23 protein-coding genes are annotated in these 26,356 nt (G+C 69.0%); 14 read left to right on the top strand and 9 right to left on the bottom strand.

Annotated elements, in window-relative coordinates; genetic code table 11:
* Nucleotides 1–11: 11 nt before the first annotated feature.
* The 3 genes from ureC to urtA are packed head-to-tail and all read right to left on the bottom strand — an operon-like array spanning nucleotide 12 to nucleotide 3,694.
* A complete protein-coding gene (gene ureC, locus NTM_RS11540; RefSeq protein WP_163766353.1) occupies nucleotides 12–1,727 on the bottom strand; it encodes an urease subunit alpha in 1,716 nt (571 codons plus the stop codon).
* Between the two features lies 1 nt (nucleotide 1,728).
* The gene (locus tag NTM_RS11545; RefSeq protein ID WP_163766354.1) at nucleotides 1,729–2,448 is read right to left on the bottom strand and encodes an urease subunit beta; all 720 of its coding nucleotides are present in this window, start codon (nucleotides 2,446–2,448) and stop codon (nucleotides 1,729–1,731) included.
* Between the two features lie 4 nt (nucleotides 2,449–2,452).
* A complete protein-coding gene (gene urtA / locus NTM_RS11550) occupies nucleotides 2,453–3,694 on the bottom strand; it encodes an urea ABC transporter substrate-binding protein (RefSeq protein ID WP_163766355.1) in 1,242 nt (413 codons plus the stop codon).
* A 229-nt stretch (nucleotides 3,695–3,923) separates the two neighbouring features.
* On the opposite strand from urtA, the gene NTM_RS11555 reads away from it, so the two are divergent.
* Nucleotides 3,924–4,937, top strand: coding sequence for a helix-turn-helix transcriptional regulator (locus tag NTM_RS11555; protein WP_163766356.1), 1,014 nt, complete (start codon nucleotides 3,924–3,926; stop codon nucleotides 4,935–4,937).
* 9 nt (nucleotides 4,938–4,946) lie between these two features.
* Here NTM_RS11555 and NTM_RS11560 read toward each other — a convergent pair whose 3' ends face one another.
* Nucleotides 4,947–5,414: a MarR family winged helix-turn-helix transcriptional regulator gene (locus NTM_RS11560; RefSeq protein WP_104862324.1), complete on the bottom strand. Its 468-nt coding sequence runs from the start codon at nucleotides 5,412–5,414 to the stop codon at nucleotides 4,947–4,949.
* A gap of 62 nt (nucleotides 5,415–5,476) precedes the next feature.
* On the opposite strand from NTM_RS11560, the gene NTM_RS11565 reads away from it, so the two are divergent.
* The 5 genes from NTM_RS11565 (at nucleotide 5,477) to NTM_RS11585 (ending at nucleotide 10,851) form a co-directional block, all read left to right on the top strand.
* Nucleotides 5,477–5,911: a RidA family protein gene (locus tag NTM_RS11565; protein WP_104862323.1), complete on the top strand. Its 435-nt coding sequence runs from the start codon at nucleotides 5,477–5,479 to the stop codon at nucleotides 5,909–5,911.
* Nucleotides 5,912–5,948: 37 nt separating this feature from the next.
* Complete coding sequence (locus NTM_RS11570; RefSeq protein WP_104862322.1) at nucleotides 5,949–7,055, top strand: alkene reductase; 1,107 nt, start codon at nucleotides 5,949–5,951, stop codon at nucleotides 7,053–7,055.
* A 36-nt stretch (nucleotides 7,056–7,091) separates the two neighbouring features.
* Nucleotides 7,092–7,280, top strand: coding sequence for a hypothetical protein (locus tag NTM_RS11575; RefSeq protein ID WP_104862321.1), 189 nt, complete (start codon nucleotides 7,092–7,094; stop codon nucleotides 7,278–7,280).
* Between the two features lie 196 nt (nucleotides 7,281–7,476).
* Nucleotides 7,477–8,688 (top strand): acetyl-CoA C-acetyltransferase, encoded by a 1,212-nt coding sequence (locus NTM_RS11580; protein ID WP_104862320.1) that lies wholly within the window; start codon nucleotides 7,477–7,479, stop codon nucleotides 8,686–8,688.
* 15 nt (nucleotides 8,689–8,703) lie between these two features.
* A complete protein-coding gene (locus NTM_RS11585; protein WP_163766357.1) occupies nucleotides 8,704–10,851 on the top strand; it encodes a 3-hydroxyacyl-CoA dehydrogenase NAD-binding domain-containing protein in 2,148 nt (715 codons plus the stop codon).
* 100 nt (nucleotides 10,852–10,951) lie between these two features.
* On the opposite strand, the gene NTM_RS11590 is transcribed toward NTM_RS11585, so the two are convergent.
* Entirely contained in the window at nucleotides 10,952–11,122 is a 171-nt protein-coding gene (locus tag NTM_RS11590) for a hypothetical protein (protein ID WP_161499457.1), read from the bottom strand.
* A gap of 71 nt (nucleotides 11,123–11,193) precedes the next feature.
* On the opposite strand from NTM_RS11590, the gene NTM_RS11595 reads away from it, so the two are divergent.
* Nucleotides 11,194–12,159 (top strand): helix-turn-helix domain-containing protein, encoded by a 966-nt coding sequence (locus NTM_RS11595; protein ID WP_163766358.1) that lies wholly within the window; start codon nucleotides 11,194–11,196, stop codon nucleotides 12,157–12,159.
* Nucleotides 12,160–12,192: 33 nt separating this feature from the next.
* Nucleotides 12,193–13,674 carry a class I adenylate-forming enzyme family protein gene (locus NTM_RS11600; RefSeq protein ID WP_232079692.1) on the top strand — a complete coding sequence of 494 codons (1,482 nt, stop codon included), beginning with the start codon at nucleotides 12,193–12,195 and terminating at the stop codon, nucleotides 13,672–13,674.
* 4 nt (nucleotides 13,675–13,678) lie between these two features.
* Here the strand turns inward: NTM_RS11600 and NTM_RS11605 are convergent, their stop codons facing one another.
* The gene (locus NTM_RS11605) at nucleotides 13,679–14,104 is read right to left on the bottom strand and encodes a pyridoxamine 5'-phosphate oxidase family protein (RefSeq protein ID WP_104862316.1); all 426 of its coding nucleotides are present in this window, start codon (nucleotides 14,102–14,104) and stop codon (nucleotides 13,679–13,681) included.
* Between the two features lie 77 nt (nucleotides 14,105–14,181).
* On the opposite strand from NTM_RS11605, the gene NTM_RS11610 reads away from it, so the two are divergent.
* A complete protein-coding gene (locus NTM_RS11610) occupies nucleotides 14,182–15,174 on the top strand; it encodes an LLM class F420-dependent oxidoreductase (RefSeq protein ID WP_163766359.1) in 993 nt (330 codons plus the stop codon).
* Between the two features lie 562 nt (nucleotides 15,175–15,736).
* On the opposite strand, the gene NTM_RS11615 is transcribed toward NTM_RS11610, so the two are convergent.
* Nucleotides 15,737–17,386 (bottom strand): DNA repair helicase XPB, encoded by a 1,650-nt coding sequence (locus NTM_RS11615; RefSeq protein WP_104862812.1) that lies wholly within the window; start codon nucleotides 17,384–17,386, stop codon nucleotides 15,737–15,739.
* Nucleotides 17,387–17,739: 353 nt separating this feature from the next.
* On the opposite strand from NTM_RS11615, the gene NTM_RS11620 reads away from it, so the two are divergent.
* Nucleotides 17,740–20,823 (top strand): hypothetical protein, encoded by a 3,084-nt coding sequence (locus NTM_RS11620; RefSeq protein ID WP_163766360.1) that lies wholly within the window; start codon nucleotides 17,740–17,742, stop codon nucleotides 20,821–20,823.
* 6 nt (nucleotides 20,824–20,829) lie between these two features.
* Here the strand turns inward: NTM_RS11620 and NTM_RS11625 are convergent, their stop codons facing one another.
* Nucleotides 20,830–23,097 carry a helicase-associated domain-containing protein gene (locus NTM_RS11625; RefSeq protein WP_104862313.1) on the bottom strand — a complete coding sequence of 756 codons (2,268 nt, stop codon included), beginning with the start codon at nucleotides 23,095–23,097 and terminating at the stop codon, nucleotides 20,830–20,832.
* A 65-nt stretch (nucleotides 23,098–23,162) separates the two neighbouring features.
* On the opposite strand from NTM_RS11625, the gene NTM_RS11630 reads away from it, so the two are divergent.
* From NTM_RS11630 to NTM_RS11645, 4 genes are read left to right on the top strand one after another with little or no spacing between them, the layout of a single operon-like run.
* Complete coding sequence (locus tag NTM_RS11630; RefSeq protein WP_083141705.1) at nucleotides 23,163–23,348, top strand: hypothetical protein; 186 nt, start codon at nucleotides 23,163–23,165, stop codon at nucleotides 23,346–23,348.
* Nucleotides 23,349–23,395: 47 nt separating this feature from the next.
* Nucleotides 23,396–23,833: a cyclic pyranopterin monophosphate synthase MoaC gene (gene moaC, locus NTM_RS11635; protein ID WP_232079919.1), complete on the top strand. Its 438-nt coding sequence runs from the start codon at nucleotides 23,396–23,398 to the stop codon at nucleotides 23,831–23,833.
* Nucleotides 23,821–24,312, top strand: a complete 492-nt coding sequence (locus tag NTM_RS11640) for a MogA/MoaB family molybdenum cofactor biosynthesis protein (protein WP_179963922.1) — start codon at nucleotides 23,821–23,823, stop codon at nucleotides 24,310–24,312. The genes moaC and NTM_RS11640 overlap by 13 nt, the downstream gene beginning before the upstream one ends.
* Nucleotides 24,309–24,734 carry a molybdenum cofactor biosynthesis protein MoaE gene (locus NTM_RS11645; protein WP_163766362.1) on the top strand — a complete coding sequence of 142 codons (426 nt, stop codon included), beginning with the start codon at nucleotides 24,309–24,311 and terminating at the stop codon, nucleotides 24,732–24,734. Before NTM_RS11640 ends, NTM_RS11645 begins: the two co-directional genes overlap by 4 nt.
* Before the next feature lie 99 nt (nucleotides 24,735–24,833).
* Here the strand turns inward: NTM_RS11645 and NTM_RS11650 are convergent, their stop codons facing one another.
* Entirely contained in the window at nucleotides 24,834–26,351 is a 1,518-nt protein-coding gene (locus NTM_RS11650; protein WP_163766363.1) for a transglycosylase family protein, read from the bottom strand.
* Nucleotides 26,352–26,356 lie beyond the last annotated feature (5 nt).

A 26,356-nucleotide genomic window follows, 5' to 3' on the forward strand; every position in this document is an offset into this window, starting at 1 on the left:
TGTCCTCCTCGCTATTTGAGCGTGTACCTGCGGCCGAGCGGGACCTGCGTCATCGGCGTGCTCACGCACGGCTGACCGTCGACGGTGACCCGGTAGGTGTCCGGCTCGATGGTGATGTCGGGCAGGTAGTCGTTGTGCAGCAGATCGGCTTTCGTCAGGGTCCTGGCGCCCCGGCAGGCCACCAGCCGGGTGTCCAGCCCCAGCGTCCGGCCCAGGCCGGCGTCGATCGCGGCGCCGGCGACGAAGTTGACCGACACGTCGGCCGGGGTGCGGCCGAACGCCGCCCACTGCGGCCGGTACCGCAATGGCTCGCACGTCATCAGCGACGCGTTGGCCTCGCCCATCACCGACCAGGCCGGGAACCCGCCCTTGAACACGACCTCGGGCCGGATACCGAAGAACTTCGGCTCCCACAGCACGATGTCGGCCAGCTTGCCCGGTTCCAGCGACCCGACCTCGTGGTCGATGCCGAACAGCCGCGCCGGGTTGATGGTCAGCTTCGCGACATAGCGCAGGATGCGGGCGTTGTCGGCGCCGGTACCCTCGTCGCCGGGCAGGGGACCGCGGGTGGCGCGCATGTGCGAGGCGAGTTGCCATGTCCGCGCGATGGTCTCACCGATGCGGCCCATGCCTTGAGAGTCCGAGCCCATCGCCGAGATCGCGCCGAGGTCGTGCAGCACATCCTCGGCCGCGATGGTCTCGCGCCGGATCCTCGACTCGGCGAACGCGACGTCCTCGGGGATGCGTGGGTTGAGGTGGTGGCACACCATCACCATGTCGAGATGTTCGTCGAAGGTGTTCAGCGTGTACGGGTTGGTCGGATTGGTCGAGGACGGAAGGCAATAGGGCTCGCCGACGACGCGCATGATGTCGGGGGCGTGCCCGCCGCCCGCGCCCTCCGCGTGGTAGGTGTGGATGGGCCGCCCGCCGATCGCGGCCATCGTGTCCTCGAAGAAGCCGGATTCGTTGAGGGTGTCGGTGTGGATCTGCACCTGCAGGCCGAGTTCGTCGCCGGCGTCGAGCGACGCCCGGATCGCCGCCGGGGTGGCGCCCCAGTCCTCGTGGATCTTGTAGCCGATCGCTCCGGCCAGTCCCTGCTCGATCAGTGGTGCGGTGCTCGACGCGCTGCCGTTGGCGATGAACCCGAAGTTCATCGGGAAACCCTCGGCGGCGCGCAGCATCCGGGCCAGATTGGTGGGGCCGGATGAGGTGATGCCGACGGTGACGGGTCCGAGTCCGCCGCCGATCATCGTGGTGATCCCGCTGGAGATGGCCTCCTCGACAAGCCCGGCGCTGTCGAAGTGCACGTGCACGTCGATCGCGCCGGCGGTCGCGATCATGCCCTCGCCGGACCGGATGTCGGTGCCCGCGCCGATCACCAGCTCCGGATCGACGCCGGCCATGGTGCGTGGGTTGCCCGACTTGCCGATGCCCGCGATGTGCCCGTTGCGAATCCCGATGTCGGCCTTGCGGATTCCCAGTACGGCGTCGACGATCAGCACGTTGGTGATCACGAAGTCCAGAGCGCCCGCGCCGTTGGTGATGTCGCCGTGCACCCCCATGCCTTCGCGCATGGTCTTGCCGCCGCCGAACACCGATTCGTCACCGTAGACCGTGGCGTCGTGCTCGACCTTGGCCAGCAGCTCGGTGTCGGCGAGCCGGACCCGGTCGCCGGTGGTGGGTCCGTACAGCTCGGCGTAGTGCCGTCGCGAGATCCGGTGCGCCATCTCAGGCCCGCCCGGATGTGTCGAGGAAACCGAGGCCGCGCATGCGGGCCATCAGCTCATCTCCCGGCGCCGAGGCCGTCGCCGCGTTCGTCACGTCGTTCTGCCCGACGACGGTGCGCTCGCCGCCGTAGCTGGTCAACGAAACCTCCTGTTGTTCACCGGGTTCGAAACGCACTGCGGTGCCGGACGGGATGTCCAGACGCATGCCGAAGGCCGCGGCCCGGTCGAACCGCAGCGCACGGTTCACCTCGAAGAAATGGAAGTGCGACCCGACCTGGATGGGCCGGTCCCCGGTGTTGTCGACGGTGACCGTCGTCGTGGCCCGGCCCGCGTTGAGCTCCAGTTCGCCGTCGGCGGGCAGGATCTCGCCGGGCACGACGGCGGGCTCGGCGGGTGGTTCGGTGGCCGGGTTCGTGCCGGGCCCGACCGCGTCGTGCACCGTGACCAGCTTCTGTCCGTCGGCGAAGAACGCCTCCACCTGCACCGACCCCAGCAGTGTCGGCACCCCGGCCATCACGTCGTCGTCGGTCAGCACCGTGGCGCCGTGCGCGGCGGCCTCGGCGACGGTGGCGCCCGCCCTGGCCGCTTCGACGACCTCGTCGGCGATCAGCGCCCTGGCCTCGGCGTAGCTGAGTCGCAGCCCGGCGGCGCGGTGCTTGCGGGCCAGCTCGGCGGCCAGGAACAGCAGCAGCCGGTCCTCGTCCTTGGGTGTCAGATGCATTGCGTCAGCCCGTGATCCCGGCGGCCCAGGGGTAGCCCTTGAGGTACGGGTCGGGCTCGATCGGCGCGGGGGAGGCCCATACCTGATAAATCAGGCCGTCCTCGGCGACTTTGCCGATCCGTGCGGTCTTGGTGACGTGGTGGTTCTCACCGTCGACGGTGATGGTGCCTTCCGGAACGTCGACGGTGACGCCGTCGGCCGCGGCCTGGATGTCGGGCACCGCGAACGAATCGGCTTTCTCCACCATGGCTTTCCACAACATCACCGCGGCGTAGGCCGATTCCATCGGATCCGAGGTCACCCGGTCGGCGCCGAAGCGGGCCTTGAAGTCCGCGACGAACGTGTTGTTCGCCGGCGTGTCGAGCGTCTGGTAGTAGTTCCACGACGACAGCTGGTCGATCAGCGTCGGCGCCCCGATGCTGCGCACCTCCTCCTCGCCGACGCACATCGACATCACCGGCATCTTCTCCGCGGTCAGGCCGGCACTGCGGTACTCCCGGAAGAACGCGTTGAGCGAATCGCCGACCACGACGTTGAACACCGCGTCGGCGTCGGCGGTGCGGATCTTGTTGACGATCGTGGAGAAGTCGGTGCTGCCCAGCGGGGTGTAGTCCTCGCCGCGGATCTCGATGCCGTTGGCCTGTGCGTAGGCCTTCACGATCGCGTTGGAGGTGCGCGGGAAGACGTAGTCGCTGCCGACCAGATACAGCGACGTGACGCCTTGCTCCTTGAGGTAGTCGAGCGCCGGGATGATCTGCTGGTTGGTGGTGGCGCCGGTGTAGAAGATGTTCGGCGAGCTCTCCAGCCCCTCGTACTGCTGGCCGTAGTACAGCAGCGCGTTGGCGTCCTCGAACACGGGCAGCATGGCCTTGCGGCTGGCCGAGGTGTAGCCACCGAAAACCGCGGCGACACAGTCGGAATGGACCAGCTTCTGCGCCTTCTCGGCGAAGATCGTCGGTTCCGAGGCGCCGTCCTCGCCGATCAGCTGCAACTGCTTGCCGAGGACCCCGCCGGAGGCGTTGACCTGCTCGACGGCCAGCGTGATCGCATCGCGGATCACCGATTCGCTGACCGCCAGCCCGCCCGAGAGCGAGTTGATGGAGCCGACCTTGACGGTGTCGCCCGAGGTGTCGACGCAGCTTTCCTGGGCGGCGGGAGCACTCTCGTCGCCGGCGCGGCTGCCGCACGCCGAGGCGAGTACCGCCGTCGCCGCCAGCAGCGCAAGGATGGGACGCAATCGTTTCATGTCAGCCGCCTCCGTGAATATCCGTCTGATGTCGCGTGAGGGCCGCACCGCATCGTGCGACGTATCCGTGGTGGCGCTCAGCGTATGAACCGGCCGCCCCGACGGCTATGGGAGGAATCTCCCATTTCGCCGGACCGTTTTCCGCGAGGCCTCACTGAAGAAACATCCTCGAAACATGTTGTGCCGATGATGACCCCACGACCGAGGGGTGATGGCGGAGGAACGGGCGATGGCCGGGAACTATGGTGATGTGCTGGGCAGTTCGGCCAGCATCGAGACCCGCGCCCACGATCTGCTGGACATGCTGGCGGCGCGGGCCGATTCGTCGGCGTCGGCGATCTGCCTGTGGGACCCGATCCAGCGCTGCCACGTCGGCGTCGCCAACCGGGCGTATCCCGACCAGGTGATGGAGCACTTCAACTCCTGGTTCGTCGACAACGACCCGCTGTTCGACGCGATGCGGGTGCACGGTCTCGGGCCCCTGCGCTGGCGCGATTTTCCCGACTACCGCAACGGTTACTCGGTCAACAACGTGTTCCGGCCCGCCGGGTTCGACGAAGGCCTGTCGGCGCGCCTGGTCACCACCGACGGCACCTATGTCGGCACGATCCACGTCAACTGCGACGACCCGCGCTATCCCCGTGACGCCGACGTCGCCGAGATCAACGTGCTGCGCGTACAGATGGCCGAGCATCTGGACTTCTCGGTGCGGCCTCGGATGGTCTCCGAGCTGGTGGCCCCGGATGCACAGTCCTGGGCGGTCGACGATTTCGGCCGCGCCCACCTGCTACGCCTCGGCGACACGTTCTGCGAACCGCTGGATCCGTTGGCGGTCAACGAGATAGCGGCCGCGTTCCGTGCGGCCGGACCCGTCGTGCGGCCGGAGGTGCTGCGCTACCACGACGGTGTGTCCTGGCTGCACGTGCGGCGGATCGCGACGTCGTCGCGGTACCGCGGTGACAGCCTGCGGGCCGTGCTGCTGGCGAGCCGGACGCCGTTGCCGATGGGGATCACCCCGCGCGAACTCGACGCGTTGACGCTTGCGGTGTGCGGTCTGACCAACGCGCAGATCGCGGCGCAGTTGTTCATCAGCGTGCGTACCGCCGGGCACCACCTGGAGAGTGCGTCGGCGAAACTCGGGGCACCCAACCGCGCCGCGTGCGCGTCGCAGGCGGTCTCGCTCGGGCTGCTGTCGGCTGACGTGCTGTCGACCCTGTGCGGCCGGGAGCCGGTGGCCGTCTGACGGGGCTGGTCAGGTGACGTCCTGGGGGCGCACCCGCAGCTTGGCCGCGATGCGGGCCAGGGCCTGCTTATCGGTGGTGGTCAGCGGGTCGAGGACGAACTCGCGCACCGACCGCATGTGGATCGGTGCGGCCTCGACGACCAGCGCGTAACCGCGGTCGGTGAGCATGGCCAGCGTGTAGCGGCCGTCGGTCGGGTCGGGGGAGCGGACGACCCAGCCCCGCTGCTCGAACCGCTTGACGACATTGGAGAGCCGCGACAGTGAACCGTTGGCCAGAAAGGCCAACTCGCTCATCCGGATTCGACGCTCCGGCGCCTCGGAGATGTGACTGAGCACCAGATACTCGAACAGCGTCAGATCGACCTGGCGCAGCGGCGATTCCAGTCTGCCCGGTAGCAGCATCATCAGCGAGACCAGCCCTGTCCACGCCTCTTTCTCGTCAGGCGTGAGCCATCGGGTTTCCTGCGAACGCGCCATCTCTGCACTTTATCGGAGCACCATCACTTCACATGTGAAGTCATCGGTGGTACGTTCACTTCATGCATGAAGTCAAAAGCGAATCCGACGTCTCGTTCTTCGTCACCCCCGGCTTCGGGGAGAAGCTGAATGAGCTACTGCACTACAGCCAGGCCGTGAGGATCGGGAATCGGGTGGAGATCTCGGGTCAGGGCGGCTGGGACGACGACATCAACTTCCCCGAGTCGCTGGACGACGAGATCGAGCAGGCATTCGCGAACGTCGAGCGCACGCTGGCCACCGCGGGCGCGAGCTGGCGCGACGTCGTCCACATGAACTCCTACCACGTGCCGAGCGCCGAGGACTGGATCGGCGACGAGCACAACGAGGCCATGCTGCGGCAGATGCGCAAGTGGATGCCCGATCGTGCGCCGATCTGGACGCAGACCGGCGTGGCCGCGCTCGGCGCCCCGAAGATGCGCGTCGAGATCCGGGTGACCGCGATCGTCGGCGAGTGACGGGAATGATTGAGGCGCGGTGTGCGCTTAGTGCAGCATGACCTTCTCCCTCGGTGAACAGTCCGCGTTGCTCAGGCCCGTCACCGTCGGCGGCGTCGAACTCGACAACCGAATCTTCATGGCGCCGTTGACCCGATCGCGCGCCGATGCCGACGGCACGCCGTCGTCGCTGGCCGCCGAGTACTACTCGCAGCGCGCCGGCGCGGGTCTGATCATCAGCGAGGCCACCGCGGTGTGCGAACAGGCCAACGGCGCGTACCCCAACACCCCCGGCCTCTACACCGACCGTCAGCAGGACAAGTGGGCCGAGATCGCGTCGGCCGTGCACCGGGCCGGCGGCAAGATGTTCGTCCAGCTCTGGCACGTGGGGCGGATGGCGCACCCGGAGATCAGCGGTTTCGAGAACGTCGCCCCGTCCCCGATCGCCGCGGACGTGCAGGCGCACACCCCCACCGGCAAGAAGCCGCTACCGGTGCCGCGTGCGTTGACGACCGGTGAGATCGCCGAGATCGTCGGCCAGTTCCGCACCGCGGCGCGCCGGGCCGTCGACGCGGGGATGGACGGCGTCGAGATCCACTCGGCCAACGGCTATCTGTTGCACGAGTTCCTGTCCGACGTGATCAATCAGCGCACCGACGGCTATGGCGGGTCACCGCGTAATCGGGCCCGGCTGACCGCCGAGGTCGTCGAGGCGGTCGCCGCCGAGATCGGCCCCGACCGCGTCGGCCTGCGTATCTCCCCGGCCAACCCGGCAGGCGACATGCACGAGGACGATCCGGTCAGTACCTACGAGGCACTGCTGTGCCGCATCGCCCCGCTCGGTATCGCCTACCTGCACATGGTGCTCGAGCCGTCGCATCCGGCGTTCGCACCGCTGCGCACGCAGTGGCAGGGTTCGCTGGTGCTCAACACCCGGCGGCCCTCCGGCGCCGACTTCGCGCTGCTGGAAAGCCTCGCCGACTGGGGCGTCATCAGCGCGGCGGCCGTCGGCAGGGCGTTTCTGGCCAACCCGGATCTGATCGAGCGGCTGAAGTCCGGTGCCGCGCTCAACGAACCCGATCCGACGACGTTCTACGCGCCGGGGCCGGTCGGCTACATCGACTACCCGACGCTTGACGATTTGGTGACGCCCCGCTCGGCGTAGGTGTGAACCCGCCGCAGCGCGGGAAGAACGTCGGGCATGGCTACATACCGTGTTCTGAATCCCAAGGGCGAGGTCGTCGACACGAAGGACATCGAGAGCGCGGAGGACGCGCACGCCTGGTTCGTCGACCAGAAGGCCGACAACTCCGAGCTCGGCTGGCGCATGGAAGTCGAACATGACGGCGAGTGGTCGTTCTTCGACGACACCGAGGGCACATCGGACTGACCCCCGCTTTCGCGGCCAGACACAAACTCGCACGGTTCCCGCCGGAACCGTGCGAGTTTGCGTCTGCTGAGCGAAAATGGTCCCCTTCAGGTGGCCCAACCAAGCGGTTGGGCGAGGCTGCTAGCATCGCGCACAGAGGAGCAGCCTCCCCGCGGATGAGTGTCCGCGAAACCCCTGAACAGGACCTGGAGAACACATGTCCGAAGAAGCCTTCATCTATGAAGCCATTCGCACCCCACGTGGCAAGCAGCGCGGCGGCGCCCTGAACGAGATCAAGCCGGTCAACCTGGTCGTCGGCCTGATCGACGAGATCCGCACCCGCTTCCCCGACCTGGACGAGAACCTGATCAGCGACATCATCCTGGGCGTCGTCTCGCCCGTCGGCGACCAGGGCGGCGATATCGCCCGTACCGCGGGCCTGGTCGCGAAGCTGCCGGAGACCACCGGCGGTGTGCAGCTCAACCGCTTCTGCGCGTCCGGCCTGGAGGCCGTCAACATGGCCGCCCAGAAGGTGCGGTCCGGCTGGGACGACCTGGTGCTGGCCGGCGGCGTCGAGTCGATGAGCCGCGTCCCGATGGGTTCCGACGGCGGCGCCTGGGCGGCCGACCCGGAGACCAACTACCGCATCGGCTTCGTCCCGCAGGGCATCGGCGCCGACCTGATCGCCACCATCGAGGGCTTCTCCCGCGAGGACGTCGACGCCTACGCCGCTCGCTCGCAGGAGCGCGCCGCCGCGGCATGGTCGGGCGGCTACTTCGCCAAGTCCGTCGTTCCGGTCAAGGATCAGAACGGCCTGGTCGTCCTCGACCATGACGAGCACATCCGCCCCGGCACCACCGTGGAGAGCCTGGGCAAGCTGAAGCCCGCGTTCGAGGGCGTCGGCGCGATGGGCGGCTTCGACGACGTGGCGCTGCAGAAGTACCACTACGTCGAGAAGATCAACCACGTCCACACCGGCGGCAACAGCTCGGGAATCGTCGACGGCGCCGCGCTGGTGCTGATCGGGTCCGAGGCTGCGGGTAAGTCGCAGGGGCTGACCCCGCGGGCGCGCATCGTCGCGACCGCCACGTCCGGCGCCGACCCGGTCATCATGCTCACCGGCCCGACCCCGGCCACCAAGAAGGTGCTCGACCGTGCCGGCCTGACCGTCGACGACATCGACCTGTTCGAGCTCAACGAGGCGTTCGCGTCGGTGGTGCTGAAGTTCCAGAAGGACCTGGGCATCCCGGACGAGAAGCTCAACGTCAACGGTGGCGCCATCGCGATGGGCCACCCGCTGGGCGCCACCGGCGCCATGATCACCGGAACCATGGTCGACGAGCTCGAGCGCCGCGGTGCTCGGCGTGCGCTGATCACGCTGTGCGTGGGCGGCGGCATGGGCGTGGCCACCATCATCGAACGAGTTTGAGAGGCCTGAAAAATCATGGCAGAGAACACCATCAAGTGGGACAAGGATGCCGACGGCATCGTCACCCTGACGCTGGACGACCCGACGGGTTCGGCCAACGTGATGAACGAGCACTACCGCGAGTCGATGCACAACGCGGTGGAAAAGCTTGCCGAGGAAAAGGATTCGATCACCGGTGTGGTGATCGCCAGCGCGAAGAAGACCTTCTTCGCCGGCGGTGACCTCAAGGGCATGATCAAGGTGGGTCCCGAGGACGCCGCCGAGATGTTCGCCGAGGTCGAGGCCATCAAGGCCGACCTGCGCAAGCTGGAAACCCTTGGTGTGCCGGTCGTTTCGGCCATCAACGGTGCCGCCCTCGGTGGCGGCCTGGAGATCGCGCTGGCCACCCACCACCGCATCGTCGCCGACGTGCGCGGCGTGGTGATCGGGCTGCCCGAGGTGACCCTGGGCCTGCTGCCCGGCGGCGGCGGTGTCGCGCGCACCGTACGCATGTTCGGCATCCAGAAGGCGTTCATGGAGATCCTGTCGCAGGGAACGCGTTTCAAGCCGGGTAAGGCCAAGGAGATCGGTCTGGTCGACGAGCTCGTCGGCAGCGTCGAGGAACTCATTCCGGCCGCCAAGGCGTGGATCAAGGCCAATCCTGAAGCACACACCCAGCCGTGGGATGCCAAGGGTTACAAGATGCCCGGCGGTACCCCGACCAGCCCGGCGCTGGCCGCGATCCTGCCGTCGTTCCCCGCACTGCTGAAGAAGCAGCTCAAGGGTGCGCCGATGCCGGCGCCGCGGGCCATCCTCGACGCCGCGGTCGAAGGCGCGCTGGTGGACTTCGACACCGCAACCCGCATCGAGAGCCGCTACTTCGTCAGCCTGGTCACCGGCCAGGTCGCCAAGAACATGATCCAGGCGTTCTTCCTGGACCTGCAGGCCATCAACGGCGGCGCATCGCGGCCCGACGGTATCGCCAAGCAGGAGATCAAGAAGATCGGCGTGCTCGGCGCGGGCATGATGGGCGCCGGTATCGCCTACGTGTCGGCCAAGGCCGGTTTCGACGTCGTGCTCAAGGACGTCTCGCTCGAAGCGGCCGAGCGCGGCAAGAACTACTCCGAGAAGATCGAGGCCAAGGCGCTCGAGCGGGGTAAGACCACCAAGGAGCGCAGCGACGCGCTGCTCGCCAAGATCACCCCGACCGCGGACGCCGCCGACCTCAAGGGCGTCGACTTCGTCATCGAGGCCGTCTTCGAGAACCAGGAACTCAAGCACAAGGTGTTCCAGGAGATCGAGGACATCGTCGAGCCGAACGCGCTGCTGGGCTCGAACACCTCCACGTTGCCGATCACCGGTCTGGCGACCGGCGTGAAGCGCCAGGAGGATTTCATCGGCATCCACTTCTTCTCGCCGGTCGACAAGATGCCGCTGGTGGAGATCATCAAGGGTGAGAAGACCTCTGACGAGGCGCTGGCCCGGGTGTTCGACTACACGCTGGCCATCGGCAAGACCCCGATCGTGGTCAACGACAGCCGCGGCTTCTTCACGAGCCGCGTCATCGGCACCTTCGTCAACGAGGCGCTCGCGATGCTGGGTGAGGGTGTGGCCGCGGCCAGCATCGAGCAGGCGGGTGCGCAGGCCGGCTACCCGGCGGCCCCGCTGCAGCTTTCCGACGAGCTCAACCTGGAGCTGATGCAGAAGATCGCGACCGAGACCCGCAAGGCCGCCGAGGCCAGCGGTGCGACCTACGAGCCGCATCCGGCCGAGGCCGTCGTGAACAAGATGATCGAGATCGGTCGTCCGTCGCGGCTCAAGGGCGCCGGCTTCTACTCCTACGCCGACGGCAAGCGCGTCGGCCTGTGGCCCGGCCTGAAGGAGACCTTCAACTCCGGCTCGGCGGACATCCCGCTGCAGGACATGATCGACCGCATGCTGTTCGCCGAGGCGCTGGAGACCCAGAAGTGCCTCGACGAGGGCGTGCTGACCTCGACCGCCGATGCGAACATCGGCTCGATCATGGGCATCGGCTACCCGCCCTACACCGGCGGTTCGGCGCAGTTCATCCAGGGCTACGAGGGTGAACTCGGTGTCGGCAAGGATGCGTTCGTCGCGCGGGCCAAGCAGTTGGCCGAGCGCTACGGCGACCGCTTCAACCCCCCGGCGTCGCTGACGTCGTAGTTTCTCCACACGAAAGCCCCCGCGACCCCGAGCCGGTGTCGCGGGGGCTTTTGTGTTGCGCCGGGTGCACGGAATCTGTCCGAAAACCGGCCGGATTCCGTCAGAAAGCGTGCGTTCGGCGCGATGCGGAGTCTGGTGATGCGGGCACCCCGTGGGCGAGACCGTTTCCGGTGTGGATGCCGGCGGCGATCCGCACGATAGGGCGGAACACGCTGCGGTTGAACAGTTTCGCCCGGAGGCGGGCCTGCGGCGAGAGCTTCTTGTAGAACATGCAACCCAGCGTGCGCGGGGGACGCCCGCATCGACAGTGGCCCTAGTGCCGATGTTCATTAAGATAGTGACATGCACACCGTGGCGATTCTCGCCTACGACGGGATGTCCGGATTCGAGTCCGGCCTGGCGGCCGAGATCTTCGGGATGACCGAGTTGTCCGCGAGGTTCTCGGCGGGCCTGAAACGGCCGTGGTATTCGGTGAAACTGTGTGCCGAGGCCGACGAACTGCGGCTACTCGGCGGCGCGACGGTGCGCACCGCGTACGGCCTGTCCGACCTCGCCGGCGCGGACACCCTGGTGATCCCGAGCGTGCGTGACGTCGACGCCCCGGTGTCGGCCGAACTCGTCGACGCGATCAAGACCGCCGACGCCCGCGGGGCGAGGCTGGTGTCGATCTGCTCGGGCGCGTTCGCGCTGGCGGCCGCCGGCGTGCTCGACGGCCGCAGGGCGACCACGCATTGGATCTACGCCGAACAGCTGCGACAGACCTACCCCGGCATCGACATCGATCCAGCCCCGCTCTACGTCGACAACGGCCGCGTGCTCACCAGCGCCGGCTGCGCGGCAGGGCTGGATCTGTGCCTGCACATCGTGCGCTGCGACCACGGTGTGCGGGTCGCCAACGACGTCGCCCGCCGGCTGGTGATCTCCCCGCACCGGGCCGGGGGACAGGCCCAGTACATCGAGACGCCGGTGCCCGAGCCGGCGACCGACGGGCGTATCGCGGCCGCAATGGCCTGGGCTCTGGAACATCTCGACCAGCCGATCACGCTCGATGAGCTCGCCGAGCGGTCCGCGCTGTCGCGGCGCAGTTATCTGCGTCAGTTCGCCAAGGCCACCGGCACGACCCCGATCAAATGGCTGATCGGGCAGCGGGTGCAGGCCAGCCTGGAACTGCTGGAGTCCTCAGACCTGTCGATCGAGCAGATCGCCGCCCGGGTCGGGTTCGAGTCCGCGGTGACCTACCGGCACCACTTCGTCCGTCAGATCCACACCACCCCGAGCGACTATCGCAGCGCGTTCGCCGGTTCGTGACGTCGCACGGACGCGATACCGCAGAATGAACGGGTGACCGAAGGGCTTACCGAAAGCATCGCGGCAGCGCTGGAAGGCTACGGGGACCGGCCGTGCATCGAGTTCGACGGACGCTGGTATTCCGGCCACGAGGTGGCGGCCTACGGCTCCGCGATCACCGCGGGCCTGCGTGCGGCAGGTGTTCCCGACGACGCCCCCGTCGGCCTGATCGTGCGCAACCGGCTCCCGCACGCGGCGGCCATCGCCGGTTTCCTGGCTGCCGGCCGGACCGTCGCGATGATCTACTCGTTTCAGTCCGCCGAGGCGGTCGCCGGTGACGTCGAGAAGCTCAACCTGGCCGCGGTGGTGGCCGACGCCGAGGACTGGACCGAACCGGTGGTGGACGCCGCACAGCGCATCGGCAGTGCGGGCCTGGTGATCTCGCTGCACACCCCGATCGTGTCGCCCGTCGGGCGCCTGGAACGCCGCGACACCTCCCGGCATCACGCACCCGCCGAACCCGGCATCGCGCTGAAGATCCTGACCAGCGGCACCACCGGGTCGCCGAAGCGGCAGTCGATCCCGACCCATGTGCTCAGCCGCACGGTCTTCAGCGTGACGGCCGGGGAGAGGGCCGCCGAGGACGCACCGCCGGAGTTCGCGTACTGGCAGTTCGGCGGTATCGGTGTGTGCCAGCTGATCGCCGGTATCTACAACGGTCGCCGTGTCGCGATGCTGGAGCGCTTCTCCGTCGACGGTTGGGTAGCCGCGGTCAGGCGGCACCGGGTGGCGCGCGCCGGGGTACAGCCAGCCGTGATCCGGATGCTGCTCGACGCCGATGTGCCGAAGGAGGACCTCGCATCGCTGGAGTTCCTGATCAGCGCATCGGGCCCGCTCGACCCCGAGACCCGCGACGAGTTCGAGGCGAAATACGGGGTCCCGATCCGGTTGGCTTACGGCGCAACCGAGTTCGCCGGATCGCTGTGCGCGTGGACCGACGACCTGATCGCCGAGTTCGGCCAGAGCAAGCGCAACAGCGTCGGACGCGCCCTTCCCGACACCGCGCTGCGGATCGTCGACGCGGACACCGGCACCGAACTGCGCGCCGGGCGGCCGGGGCTGTTGGAGGCCCGGGTCGCGCCGATCGGCCCGGACTGGATCCGGACCACCGACATCGCGAGCATCGACAGCGACGGGTTCGTCACCTTGCACGGACGTGCCGACGGTGCGATCAACCGGGGTGGGTTCAAGGTGCAACCCGAGGACGTCCGGCGTGTGCTGATATCGCACCCCGCGGTCCGCGATGCATGCGTGGTCGGTGTGCCCGACGCCCGCCTGGGGCAGGTGCCGTTCGCCGCGATCGAGGTCGAGCCGGGACACGCCACGCCCCCTGACGAGGAGCTCAAAGACCTTGTGCGGCAGCAGCTGCCCGTCTACACCGTCCCGGTGGCGTTCGCCGCCGTCGACGAACTGCCGCGCAACCCGGCGCTGAAGGTCAGCCTGCCCGCCGTCGCGGCGCTCTACCCGGGGGGATGAAGCCCTACAGCGATCCTAGGTCCGAAGACAACCAATGCTTGGGCTCGACGAACACGGACACGCTCTCCCCGTGCTCGCGGCGGGCGAACTCCAGGTAGCCGTCGACCTTCTCGGGCGGCAGGTAGCGTTTGGTCATCTCGACGAGCTGGTCGTCGGTGCCGGGCTCGATACGCAGTACCGGCCCGTCCACCGCGACGTAGCGCACGGAGGGCTCGAGCCGTTCGACCATCAGCGAGACGAAACCGGCGGCCTCGATCAGCTGATGCTTGCGTGAGCCGGCGCCGGTGGTGAACCACAGTTCACCGCCCGGCGTGTACTGGTACCAGATCGGGACGGTCAACGGCCCACGATCGGGACCGTTGGTGACCGACAGCGCTCCGATGTGCGGTTCGGCGAGAAACTGTTGGCGTTCTTCTTTGGAAAGTGGCATATGTCGCACGCTACTCACGGCGAGCGACACGTTCGGCGACGTTTCGCAGATGCGTACGGCGACATAGAGTCGGGGGCATGCGCTTCGGACTGTTCATCCCGCAAGGCTGGCGTCTCGACCTCGTCGGAATCGAACCGCTTGACCAATGGCCGGTGATGAGCGAACTCGCAAACTACGTCGACTCTGGCGACGCGTGGGATTCCCTGTGGGTCTACGACCACTTCCACACCGTGCCGGTGCCGACCGCCGAGGCCACCCACGAAGCCTGGTCACTGATGTCCGCCTACGCCGCGACGACCTCGCGGATCAAGCTCGGGCAGATGTGTACCGCGATGAGCTATCGCAATCCGGCCTACCTCGCGAAGGTGGCCGCGACCGCCGACATCATCTCGGGCGGGCGGATCCAGATGGGTATCGGCGGTGGCTGGTACGAACACGAGTGGCTGGCCTACGGCTACGGGTTCCCGTCGGCGGGGGTTCGGTTGGGCCGCCTCGACGAAGGCGTGCAGATCATGCGGGACGCCTGGCGCGACGGAACGGTGTCCTTCGACGGTAAGCACTACCAGGTCAACGGGGCGATCGTGGAGCCGCGGCCGCTGCAGGACAACGGGATCCCGCTCTGGATCGCCGGTGGCGGTGAGAAGGTCACCCTGAAGATCGCCGCCAAATACGCGCAGTACACCAACTTCACCTCCGATCCCGAAGGTTTCAAGCACAAGTCGCAGGTGCTGGCCGGGCACTGCAAGGAGGCCGGGACCGATTTCGACGCGATCGTGCGCTCGGCCAACATCAATGCCGTGGTCGGAAGCTCCGAGTCCGAGGTCAAGGACCGGCTGGCCCGCGTGCGCTCGCGGATCAGTTCGCTCACCGGCGACGCGGCCGCGGACGCGATGCTCGACTCGATGAGCACCCCGCAGGCCGGCAGCGGAACCCCGGAGCAACTGGTCGAAACTCTGCAGAGATTGCAGGGGCTGGGGTGCGAGTACGTGATTTGCTATTTCCCCGAGGCCGCCTACGACAGATCCGGCATCGAACTGTTCGAGCGCGAGGTCATCCCGGCCCTGTCGTGATGCCGGGGTGCCGCAGAAAGCAAATACTGACTCTGACGTCAGGCTGACGGCGGCCCAGCTATCGCCCGACGGCAGGTGCGGTGCGCCGGGTGCGGCATGCTTAGCCGGACGCCGGCGAGCCGTGGCAACTCCTGGATGTCGACAGGCGCACGACGCCACCGCGGGTTTCCGACGCCCTCCCCGGTGTCGGAAGGAGCCGTGGACGCTCAGGATTCCGGTGTCCAGGACGGCCGGCAGCGTCCAGCGCAACCGAATTTAAATAGCCGAAAATTTGCTGAAAAACCGCGCTGATATCGCTCTGAGCAGCAGAGAAGCCGTGCCCTCGTCGGCTGTGAAGTTAGCCTTACTTTTTGGCGGGAAGGATCTTCGTCACATTTCGCTATCGCGGTCACGATATTGGTTTAAGCTTCTGCCTGCTGGACGCGCGCTTGAAGCGTGGCGTGCGTCCAGCAAACCAAACTTCTCGCCGCGGGTGTCGAGGTCTCCGCCTCCGCCCCGACGCCCCGCCAGGACTGCCCCGGCGGTCGGGATTGGGCAAGCTGGTGAAGAACCAGCAACCAGATCAGATCGCCGGCCCGAGCAGGTCGTCGGCGTCCTTGATGACATACCCGTAGCCCTGCTCGGCCAGGAAGCGCTGCCGGTGTGCCGCGTACTCGGCGTCGAGGCTGTCGCGCGACACCACCGAGTAGAACACCGCGCCACCGCCGTCGGCCTTCGGCCGCAGCAGCCGGCCCAGGCGCTGGGCCTCCTCCTGGCGTGATCCGAAGGTCCCCGAAACCTGCACCGCGACACTGGCTTCCGGGAGGTCGATGGAGAAGTTCGCCACCTTGGAGACCACCAGGGTGCGTATCTCGCCGCGCCGGAAACCGTCGAACAGCTCCTCGCGTTCGGCGGTCTTGGTCGAACCCTGGATCACCGGCGCACCGAGTTCGGCCCCGAGCTCGTCGAGCTGGTCGAGGTAGGCGCCGATCACCAGCGTCGGCTCGTTCGGGTGCCGCTCCAGGATCGACTTCACCACCGCGATCTTGGTGTGCGCTGTCGCGCACAGCTTGTACCGCTCCTCCGGCTCGGCCGTCGCGTAGAGCATCCGTTCGTTGTCGGTCATCGTGACCCGCACCTCGATGCACTCCGCCGGCGCGATCCAGCCCTGGGCCTCGATGTCCTTCCACGGGGCGTCATACCGCTTCGGCCCGATCAGCGAGAACACATCGCCTTCACGCCCGTCCTCGCGGATCAGCGTCGCGGTCAGGCCGAGACGCCGTCGCGACTGCAGGTCGGCGGTCATCCGGAACACCGGTGCGGGAAGCAGGTGCACCTCGTCGTAGATGATCAGACCCCAGTCGCGGCTGTCGAAAAGCTCAAGGTGCTTGTACTCACCCTTGGTGCGCCGGGTGATCACCTGATACGTCGCGATCGTGACGGGACGAATCTCCTTGCGCTCACCGGAATACTCGCCGATCTCTTCTTCGGTCAACGACGTGCGCGCGATCAGCTCACGCTTCCACTGCCGCCCCGCGACGGTGTTCGTGACGAGAATCAGCGTCGTGGCACCGGCCTTGGCCATCGCCGCCGCGCCGACGAGCGTCTTGCCCGCACCGCACGGCAGCACCACGACGCCCGAGCCGCCGTCCCAGAACGAGTCGGCGGCCATCTGCTGGTAGTCGCGCAGCTCCCAGCCGTCTTGCTGCAGGTCGATCGGGTGCGCTTCGCCGTCCACATAGCCCGCGAGATCCTCGGCGGGCCAACCGATCTTGAGCAGCATCTGCTTGACCCGGCCGCGTTCGCTGTTGTGCACGATCACCGTGTCGTCGTCTATGCGCGCACCCAGCATCGGGGCGATCTTCTTGTTCCGCAGCACCTCTTCGAGCACCGCACGGTCGAAGCTGACCAGGGTCAGGCCGTGCGCGGGATGCTTGACCAGCTGCAGGCGGCCGTAGCGGGCCATCGTGTCGACGATGTCGACGAGCAGCGGCTGCGGTACGGCGTACCGGGAGAACGACACCAGCGCGTCGACGACCTGCTCGGCATCGTGTCCGGCCGCGCGCGCATTCCACAGCGCGAGCGGGGTGATGCGGTAGGTGTGGACGTGCTCGGGCGCGCGTTCCAACTCGGCGAACGGGGCGATCGCGGCACGCGCCGCCCCGGCCTGCTCGTGGTCGACCTCGAGCAGCACGGTCTTGTCGGATTGCACGATGAGCGGGCCGTCAGTCACGCGCACTCCCGCAGTGATGCCTGGATGAAGTCACGTTTGTCCATTATTCCGGTTCGGCCGACATGGTCGCCGCTGATGCGATCCGCGTAGAGGACGTCGCGGTTGCGGAAACGTCGTCCGCGGTTCGATCGCGGCCAGTCCGGCCCGCCATATTGTCGGAAGCTCTAATTCGCTGGTTCGTCGTCGCCGCACTTCAGCCGTGCTCGTGGGATTGCAACACAGAAGCGTTCACTTTCGCCCTTGCGCACCTGTGATGCGTGTCACTATTTTGCTCTTAGTGTCCTTCGCCGAGGGAGAACCCACCGGCCCGACGGGCCGACCGCGGACACTGTGCAGAGAGCGGAGGTCGATCGATGCTTGCGTCCCGTCCCGTCCCGCAGCCGGCTCAGACCCGGTACGCCCGCTACGTCGGCCGCGTCGGCGCGCTGGCGGTGGCGCTCGGAATCGGGATCGCCGTCGCGAACTCGGCGACCGCGTACGCCGACTCGGACGGCGACTCCTCGTCATCGGGGGCGACGTCATCCGGGGCGACCTCATCGACGTCGACCGCCGACGCCGGCCCCGTCAAGCCCGCGTCCAACAGGTCCTCGGCGCCGACCGCCGGTTCCGCCACCGACGCCCCCCGGGACACCGACGACTCCGGCGAAGCAGCCGATTCCGCGGACGACGACGAGGCGTCCGACAGGTCGGCCCGCTTCTCGGCCGCGGAGGACGACAATGCCGAGTCCGTGGCGGATGACGACGACGAGGTGCTCGCCGACGTCGAACCCGCCGTCGAACCCGAGGTGGCGCTCGACGACGAGGAAACCCCGTCCGCCCCGGTCCCCGGTGCACCCCAGAAGCCCGCCGCACCGGCGCGCAGCGGGCCGGCCGCGGTGCCGGAGCCGGCAACGGTCACCGCCGAGGACGCCGCGGCGGAGCAGGGCACCGCGACCGTGCCGGTGTTCAACGCTGTGGTGTCGAATGTCGTTGCACCGTTGGTGGATCCCGCGCTTCCCGCGCCGTCCCCGGTTGGTGACGCGGTGCTGGCGTGGGTGCGGCGCCTGATCACGCACACGTTCTTCAACAAGACCCCGGTGCTGCTGAAGCCGGTGGAAACCGAGCAGATCATCACCGGCCAGGTGCTGATCACCCTCGACGTCGAAGACCCCAACGGCGACCCGCTGACCTTCGACATCGTGCAACCGGCCAACGGGCTGGTGGTCCGCGTACCCGCCACCAACACGTTCCTGTTCACCCCGACGCTGCCGGTCCTCGGCGACCCCATGCCCGTGAAGTTCGACATCGTCGTGCGCGACGACTCCGAACACCTGACCGGAGTGCTGGGCAGCATCCAGAAGCTGCTGCACTCGGTCGCGCGGTTCTTCCGCCTCGCGCAACCCGACAACCGCACCGTCACCGTCGAATTCGACGCAGAACCGATCGTGCAGGCACCGCCGACACTGGCCGTCGTCGGGCGGCTGCTGCCCTACGTGCTCGGTGGAGACCCCGTGGACGTGCTGACCCTGGCGACCATCGTCGACCTCGACTCACCGCGGATGAACGAGGCGACCGTCACCATCGGCCTCGGCAGGCAAGCCGGCGACAAGCTGGGTTACGTCGCACCCGATGGGGTCCAGATCGACGTCGAGCAGGTCAACGACTACACGTTGAGGTTCAGTGGCCTTGCCAGCCAGGCGGATTACCAGGCCGCGCTGCAAGCGGTCACGTTCAGCACCACCGATCTGGGGTTGGTCGCGCGCACCGTCGAGTTCACCATCACCGACGAACACGGGGTACCGAACCTGGTGCCCGCGCTGGCCCTGGTGACCGTGCTCGGGCTGCCGCTGGCGGCCCCGCCGACGCTGCTGGCCGCCGGCGGGCTGCCGTACTTCCTGGGCGGCGCCCCGGTCAGACTGCTGTCCGTCGCCGAGATCACCGATCTGGACTCGGCATCGCTGCAGCGGGTTCTGGTGAAGATGACCCCGCTGACCGCCGTCGCCGGCGACAAGCTCGGGTATGTGGCGCCTGCGGGGATCAGCGTGGGGGTGAACCAGATCGACGACCGCACCATCGAACTGACCGGTGTGCACTCCCTGGCAGACTATGAAACCGCCTTGAAGGCAATCACTTTCAGCGCCACCTCGCTGGATTTGGTGGCCCGCACGGTCGAGATCACCTTGACCGACGCCGACGGCGTCGACAGCCTGCTTCCCACGCCGGTCGCGATGACGGTGCTGCCCGGCCTCGGAGTCGAGTTGCCGCTTCTCGTCACTCCGGTCGGGCTGCCCGTCCACACCCTGGGTAAGCCGCCGGTGAAGCTGCTGACCTCGGTGGCGATCGCGAACGCCGACGACGGCAAGCTGACCGGCGCGGTGGTCACCATCGGGCTGAACCGGGTGGCCGGCGACAAGCTCGGCTACACCGCGGTGCCGGGTAACCCGGTCGGCGTGGTGCAGACCAACGACTGGACCCTGACGTTGTCGGGGGAGGCGACCGTCGAGCAGTACCAGCAGGCTCTGCAGAACATCACGTTCAGCGCCACCCAGATGGGGCTGCCCCGCACCGTGACCATCGACGTCACCGAAGCCGACGGCGACACCAGCCCCGCCCCGGGCATCGTGTTCGCGAGTTCGCTTGTGCCGCTGCCGCCGACGATCGTGGTCACCGCCGTGCCGCCCACCCACACCATCGGCAAGCCCGGGGTGGTGCTCGCCCCGGTGGTGACCATCGAGGACCTGGACTCGCCGGTACTGGCCGGCGCCACCGTCGCGCTCGGCGTAGGTCGCCAGACCGGGGACACGCTGAGCTACACCACCCCGCCCGGCGGAACCATCACCGCGATCTGGAACGGCACCGACACCCTCACGCTGTCGGGTGCGGCGACCGTCGCCCAGTACGAGGCCGCGCTGGAAGCGGTGCGGTTCGCCGCCACCGGCGGTGCGGGTGTGCCGCGGACGGTGACCATCAACGTGATCGACGACTCCGGGCTGAGCGCGCTGGTGCCCGGTGCCGCGGCGACCCTGGTCAAGAACCCGGACCGGCCGACGGTCATCACCGTCGGACTGCCCGACCTGTCGTTCCCGAAGGTCGGGGCCACCGTCAAACCGATCACACTGGCCACCATCGCCGACACCGACTCGACCACGCTGACCGGCGCGTCGATCAGGATCGCCGAGCGCTTCACCACCGGCGACACCCTCGGCTACACACCGATCTCCGGCGTGCCGATCACCGCGTCCTACAACACCGCGACGGGCGAGTTGATCCTCACCGGGACCGCGACCATCGCGCAGTACAAGCAGGCGCTGGAGTCCGTCACCTTCCGGGCCACCCAGTACGGCGGCGGGCTGCTCGACGCGCTCGGTGTCACCCGCGTGCTGTCGGTGTTCGTCACCGACGACTCCGGTGTCAGCAACACCCTGCCCGGGGTGGTGCCGGTGACCGTGTTCAGGTAGCCGGACTCAGCCGGCGTTCGCCGACACCACCGACGTGACGCGGTGGATCGCGAACTCCCGCACCCGGCCCGAGGCGGGGTCGTAGGCGGTCAGTTGCCCGCCGCGCACGTTGATCGGCGACACCACCCGCTGGGTCGCCACCCCGGCGGGGTCGACGTATCCGATCACGACGGACTCCTGCAGGTGCGCGGCCTGTTGCAGCTCCGAGATCGCGACCGCGGGATCCAGCCGTAGACCGGTCGGCGGCGCCGAGGCCACCTTGCGGAGCACGGCGACGATCGCGGCGAGGGTCTGGTCGGTCGGCGCCGTGGTGTGCCGGTATCCGCGGCGGCGGCCAGGTGCGGGCACCCGAGCGCCGCGGCTGCGCAGATCGACGATCGCGCCGGTGGTGTCCTCGGCGGCCGGGGCGAAACCCGCGTCCCGTAACGCGTTGAGCACCTCCGAGATCGGTGCCTGCGACACCGCGACCGTCGGGGCCAGCAGCCGCAGCTCGACCTGCTCGGTGGCGGGCGCGGCGACAGCCTGGGCCAGCAGCGCGGCGTCCTCGCAGCGCACGAACGACGACGCCATACCCACCCGCAACTGCCCGTGCCGGCGTGCGACATCGTCGATCAGATACGTCAGGGCCTGCGGGACAGGGGTTTTGGAATGCCGTTCGAACAGTGCGTGCAGCCCGCCCGCGGTCTTTCCGGTGTCCAGCGCGCGCCGCACCGACGACTCGTCGATGCGGTAGACCATCGCCGCACCTGCGGACTCCACGGTCGCGACGGCGGCCAACTGTTCGGCCAGGTCGCGCTGCAGCGGCCCCGGAACGATGACCGTCAGATCGGCCTGCAGCAGGAAGTGGTCGATCGGGGCGGGCAGCACCTTGTCCATCGCCGCGATCACGACGTCGTCGTCGCCGCCGGTGAGCAGGCGCCGCAGCGGGGTGCAGAGCGCGCCGCGCCCGACCGCGCCGACGGCGTGCGCCTCGGTGAGCAGATCGGCGACGGGCTCGCGCTGCAGCCTGGCCGCCCACCGGGGACGCTTCCAGATCATCGCCCGCGACGCGGAGTCGGCGTCCACCCCGGCGCCGGAGGCAAGCTCGGCCAGCGTTTCCAGTAACAGCCGGCGGTCTAGCGGTGCGGCGGTCGAGAACAGTGAATCCGACAGTGCGGCAAAAGGTTTTCCGTCAGCGCCACGGCTGCCGATCAGGCTCGGTCTGCCCGGCAGCTCCAGCCATGCCGTGACCATCAGGTGCCATTTGGCGGCAGGCGTCGACTCGATGAACCGGTCGGCGGCCACCGTCGGCGCCCACGCCGACGCGGCGGTGTCGTTCGGATCCGGCTCCGGGATGCCGGGCGCGATCAGCCCCGCACCGGCCGCGACCTCGAGGATCAGGCCCAGTCGGCGTTCGTCGATACCGGTGACCTTGGTCAGCCGTTTGACCTCGCGGATACCCAGGCCGCCGCTGCGCAGCTCGGGAACCGGTGCCTCACTGAGGGTTTCGAGGATCACCTCGGTCTCGCGGAGAAAGTCCAGTGCCGCTCCGGCGGCGACGGCGTCGACGTCGGCGGCCTTGGTCGTCGTCACCGTCGGGTCCGGACGGGACAAGCTGACCGGGCCCGGGGTCTCGCCGCGCAGCACCTGGCCGACCACCCGCGGCAGGATCACGGTGTCGTCGTCGAGGCGGCGCAGCAGACCGGCGGCCAGCAGCCGCGGCACCGGCCGGTCGGGCGGTGTCCCGGGCATCGCGTCGCGGGTGCGGCCGACCGGCGAGCCGTCCAACAACTTGTCCAGCAGGTCGCGCGCGGGGGCGTCGAGCGCCTCGAGTGCTTCGGCGATCTCGGCCGCCGACGGGGACGTGCTCTCGACGGTGACCTGGCCCGGGTACCACGGCAGGCTCGACGCCACCTCGGCGGCGACCCGCAGCGCGCCGCCGCCGGTCAGGTCGCCCCACACCAGCGCCCGCGTGCACAGGTCCTCGACCGCGGCCCGCACGTCGGCGCCGTCGGCCCGCTCGCCCAGCAGCGCGGTCAGGTCGGTGAAGGTCACGGTGCCGGTATCGGCATGCAGTGTGAGCAGCGCGTCGAGTACGGCCAGGTGCAGGAAGTCCAGGTCGTCGGTGGCCGCCTTGACCGACTGACGGGCGGCCGCGCGGGCCGCCAGCGCCGCGATGCTGCCCGGCGGAGGTTGGGTGAGGTCGGGCCGCAGACGCAACAGCGCGATCAGCTGTTCGTCGTCGGATTCGGCCAACCAGGCGGCCAGCGGCACACCCGGACTCTTAACACTCATCGCTGACCAGCGTAAAGGAGCCGCCCGACGTCGCCAGTCGGCGATCGGCCTGCCACAATGTCAGCGTGGCTGATGACAAGAAGAACCGTTACGTCGACCCGGGCTGGCCGACGACCGATCCCGATGACCACGCGGTCAGCGAGCTTGCCACCGACCGCACCGGCGCTCTGTCGCCGTTCGGCGAGGTGACGTTCCCGCTGCCGGCGGAAGAGCTCCCCTTCATCCAAGCTGTCACCGTCGTCAACAAGTAGCGGTGTCCGACCGCCTCTCGCATCTCGACGAGACCGGCGCCGCCCACATGGTCGACGTCTCGGCCAAGGCCGTCACCAAGCGTGTCGCCGTCGCCGAGGGCACGGTGCACACCACCCCCGACGTCGTCGCGATGATCTCCGCCAACGGGTTGCCCAAGGGTGACGCGCTGGCGACCGCGCGGGTGGCGGGCATCCTGGCGGCCAAACGCACCAGCGATCTCGTGCCGCTGTGCCATCCGCTGGCGATCACGGGCGTCGACATCGATTTCACCGTCGGCGGCGACGACACCCCCGGAGCCGTCGGGATCACCGCCACGGTGCGCACCACCGACCGCACGGGCGTCGAGATGGAGGCCTTGACCGCGGTCAGCGTCGCGGCGCTGACGGTCTACGACATGATCAAGGCGGTGGACCGGGCGGCCCGCATCGACGGGATCCAGGTGGTGCACAAGGAGGGCGGCAAGACCGGGACGTGGACCCGGTGACAACGCGCTCCGGCGTCGTCGTCATCGCCTCCACCCGGGCCTCCGGGGGTGTCTACGAGGACCGCTGCGGCCCGATCCTGGTCGACTGGCTCAACGCCCGCGGCATCGCCACGCCGGCGGCGGTCGTGGTCGCCGACGGCGAACCTGTCGCGCAGGCGCTGCGTGCCGCCCTCGCCGAGCGCCCCGACGTCATCCTGACCTCCGGCGGCACCGGCATCTCACCGACCGACGCCACCCCGCAGCACACTGCGGAGCTTCTCGACTATCAGATCCCGGGCCTGGCCGACGCGATCCGGCGGTCCGGGCTGCCCCACGTGCCGACCTCGGTGTTGTCCCGCGGCGTCTGCGGCGTCGCCGGGCGCACGCTGATCGTCAACCTGCCGGGCTCGGTCGGCGGCGTCAAAGACGGCCTGGGAGTGCTGGCCGACGTGCTCGACCACGCCCTGGACCAACTGCAAGGCAAGGATCACCCGCGATGACCGCCGTCCTGCGCGCCGCGCTGACCGAAACTCTCATCGACACCGCTGAGCACGAGCACCTGGTCGCGCACGAGTCCGCGGGCGCGGTGGTCACGTTCGCGGGTGTGGTGCGAGACCACGACGGCGGTCGCGGAGTGACGCGACTGGAGTACTCGGCCCATCCGAGCGCCGAGCAGACCCTGGCCGACGTCGCCGCCGAGATCGCGGCCGAGAGCCATGGGGTGCGCGCCATCGCGGTCAGCCACCGCGTCGGAGTCCTGCACATCGGTGACGCCGCGCTGGTCGCCGCTGTCGCGGCCGATCACCGCGGGGCGGCGTTCGAGACCTGCGCGCGTCTGGTCGACCGCGTCAAGGAGCGGCTACCGGTGTGGAAGCACCAGTTCTTCGCCGACGGCACGGACGAATGGGTGAACAGCGCGTAGCGGAGCGGAGCAGTCCTGCACCGCGTAGCGGAGCGGAGCAGTCGGGCACCGCGTAGCGGAGCGGAGCAGTCCTGCAGCGCGTAGCGGTCAGCGACCGGCTCAGGCCGGTGGCAGCACCGGGGCGGGCACCGGAGCGCCCGGAGCCGGCAGCGGCGCGGGAGCGACGTCCGCCGGAGCGGGCGGCGCGGCCAGCGGGGCAGGAGCACCGGGGACAGCCGCGTCAGGTGCCGGAGTTCCGGCCGGAGGCATCGCGCCGACCGGGATCGGCGTCCGGGTGTCGGTAGCCGTCAGCGGACGCTGGGTCAGCGCCAGCAGCGCATCCGAACCCGAGATCTCCTGCGTCTGGATCGCGTGCCAGATCTCCTTCAGGTACGTGACGTTCGGGCCCTGCTTGGGTCCCTGCGGCAGCGGTGCGGTGCCCGGAGGCAGGTTGTCCGGGCTGGCGAGGTGAGGCACCTCGGCCGGGGCCGGGGCCGCCAGCGGAACTGCCGCGGGAGCGGGGGCGGCGACCGGGGCCGGGGCCGGGGCGGGGACCGGGGCAGGTACCGGTTCCGGGGCGACCGGGGGCAGCGGCGGTGCGACCGGTGCCGGCTGCAGCGGAGCCGCATCCAATCCCAGCGACCACATCTGCGGTTCACCCGGGGCGGGCGCAGGGGCGGCGTCCCAGTTGGCCGCGGCGATCACCGCGCTCTGGCGGCCGTCGACCGGCAGCGGCACGGACACCGGCTCCACCGGAGCAGGCGCGGACAGTGCGTCGAACGGTGCCGCCTCGGGTGCGGGGGCGGGCAGCGGGGCGTTCAGCGGAGCCGCCGGCAGCGCCTCAGGTGCGGGGGCTGGGACCGGGGCCTCGGGGGCCGGCGGCACCGGAGCCGGGGCGGCGAGCGCGTCGAACGGCACGGCTTCGGGAGCCGGAGCGGGCATCTCGGGTGCGGGGGCGGGCAGCGGGGCGTTCAGCGGAGCCGCCGGCAGCGCCTCAGGGACCGGGGCCGGGGCCGGGGCCTCGGGGGCCGGCGGCAGCGGGGCCGGGGCGGCGAGAAGATCGATCGGGGCGGGAGGCGGCGCGATCGGGTCCATCGGAGCCGGGGCTGGGGGAAGCGTCTCGGGGGCCGGGAGCGGCGCGGCGAGCGCGTCGAACGGCGCGGGCGGTGGCGGCGGTGCGAACGGATCGGCAGGCGGCGGCACGGGTGCGGCCGCGGCCAGCGGATCGAACGGCGCGGGCACGGGCGGCTCGTCCTTGACGACATTGCGCGGGGTCGGCGACGACAGTCCCCGGCCGCACGTCGGCCAGGCACCCTTGCCCTGGGATGCCAGCACGCGCTCGGCGACCGCGATCTGCTCCTCCCGGGTGGCCAGGTACGCCGCGGGGGCGAACTCGGCGCCGCCGTGACCGGACCAGGTGCTCGGTGAGAACTGCAGTCCACCGTGGTAGCCGTTGCCGGTGTTGATGGCCCAATTGCCGCCGGATTCACAGCTGGCGACCCGGTCCCATTCGCCGTCGGTCGCCGCACCGGCCTGGCCGGCCAGCGCGAGGCTGCCGCCTCCGATGACAGCGCCGGTGAATGCGATCTTCGCGACGCTCTTGGCTGATGACGCGGGCTTGCGATGCCGTCCACTCATATGTG

This window comes from Mycolicibacterium parafortuitum (assembly GCF_010725485.1).
Classification (GTDB): Bacteria; Actinomycetota; Actinomycetes; order Mycobacteriales; family Mycobacteriaceae; genus Mycobacterium.

Excerpts from the sequence above, each read along its gene's own strand:
- ureC (WP_163766353.1), bottom strand. The coding sequence starts at position 1,727 with ATGGCGCACCGGATCTCGCGACGGCACTACGCCGAGCTGTACGGACCC.
- NTM_RS11545 (WP_163766354.1), bottom strand. The coding sequence starts at position 2,448 with ATGCATCTGACACCCAAGGACGAGGACCGGCTGCTGCTGTTCCTGGCC.
- urtA (WP_163766355.1), bottom strand. The coding sequence starts at position 3,694 with ATGAAACGATTGCGTCCCATCCTTGCGCTGCTGGCGGCGACGGCGGTA.
- NTM_RS11555 (WP_163766356.1), top strand. The coding sequence starts at position 3,924 with ATGGCCGGGAACTATGGTGATGTGCTGGGCAGTTCGGCCAGCATCGAG.
- NTM_RS11560 (WP_104862324.1), bottom strand. The coding sequence starts at position 5,414 with ATGGCGCGTTCGCAGGAAACCCGATGGCTCACGCCTGACGAGAAAGAG.
- NTM_RS11565 (WP_104862323.1), top strand. The coding sequence starts at position 5,477 with ATGCATGAAGTCAAAAGCGAATCCGACGTCTCGTTCTTCGTCACCCCC.
- NTM_RS11570 (WP_104862322.1), top strand. The coding sequence starts at position 5,949 with ATGACCTTCTCCCTCGGTGAACAGTCCGCGTTGCTCAGGCCCGTCACC.
- NTM_RS11575 (WP_104862321.1), top strand. The coding sequence starts at position 7,092 with ATGGCTACATACCGTGTTCTGAATCCCAAGGGCGAGGTCGTCGACACG.
- NTM_RS11580 (WP_104862320.1), top strand. The coding sequence starts at position 7,477 with ATGTCCGAAGAAGCCTTCATCTATGAAGCCATTCGCACCCCACGTGGC.
- NTM_RS11585 (WP_163766357.1), top strand. The coding sequence starts at position 8,704 with ATGGCAGAGAACACCATCAAGTGGGACAAGGATGCCGACGGCATCGTC.
- NTM_RS11590 (WP_161499457.1), bottom strand. The coding sequence starts at position 11,122 with ATGTTCTACAAGAAGCTCTCGCCGCAGGCCCGCCTCCGGGCGAAACTG.
- NTM_RS11595 (WP_163766358.1), top strand. The coding sequence starts at position 11,194 with ATGCACACCGTGGCGATTCTCGCCTACGACGGGATGTCCGGATTCGAG.
- NTM_RS11605 (WP_104862316.1), bottom strand. The coding sequence starts at position 14,104 with ATGCCACTTTCCAAAGAAGAACGCCAACAGTTTCTCGCCGAACCGCAC.
- NTM_RS11610 (WP_163766359.1), top strand. The coding sequence starts at position 14,182 with ATGCGCTTCGGACTGTTCATCCCGCAAGGCTGGCGTCTCGACCTCGTC.
- NTM_RS11620 (WP_163766360.1), top strand. The coding sequence starts at position 17,740 with ATGCTTGCGTCCCGTCCCGTCCCGCAGCCGGCTCAGACCCGGTACGCC.
- NTM_RS11625 (WP_104862313.1), bottom strand. The coding sequence starts at position 23,097 with ATGAGTGTTAAGAGTCCGGGTGTGCCGCTGGCCGCCTGGTTGGCCGAA.
- moaC (WP_232079919.1), top strand. The coding sequence starts at position 23,396 with ATGGTCGACGTCTCGGCCAAGGCCGTCACCAAGCGTGTCGCCGTCGCC.
- NTM_RS11645 (WP_163766362.1), top strand. The coding sequence starts at position 24,309 with ATGACCGCCGTCCTGCGCGCCGCGCTGACCGAAACTCTCATCGACACC.
- NTM_RS11650 (WP_163766363.1), bottom strand. The coding sequence starts at position 26,351 with ATGAGTGGACGGCATCGCAAGCCCGCGTCATCAGCCAAGAGCGTCGCG.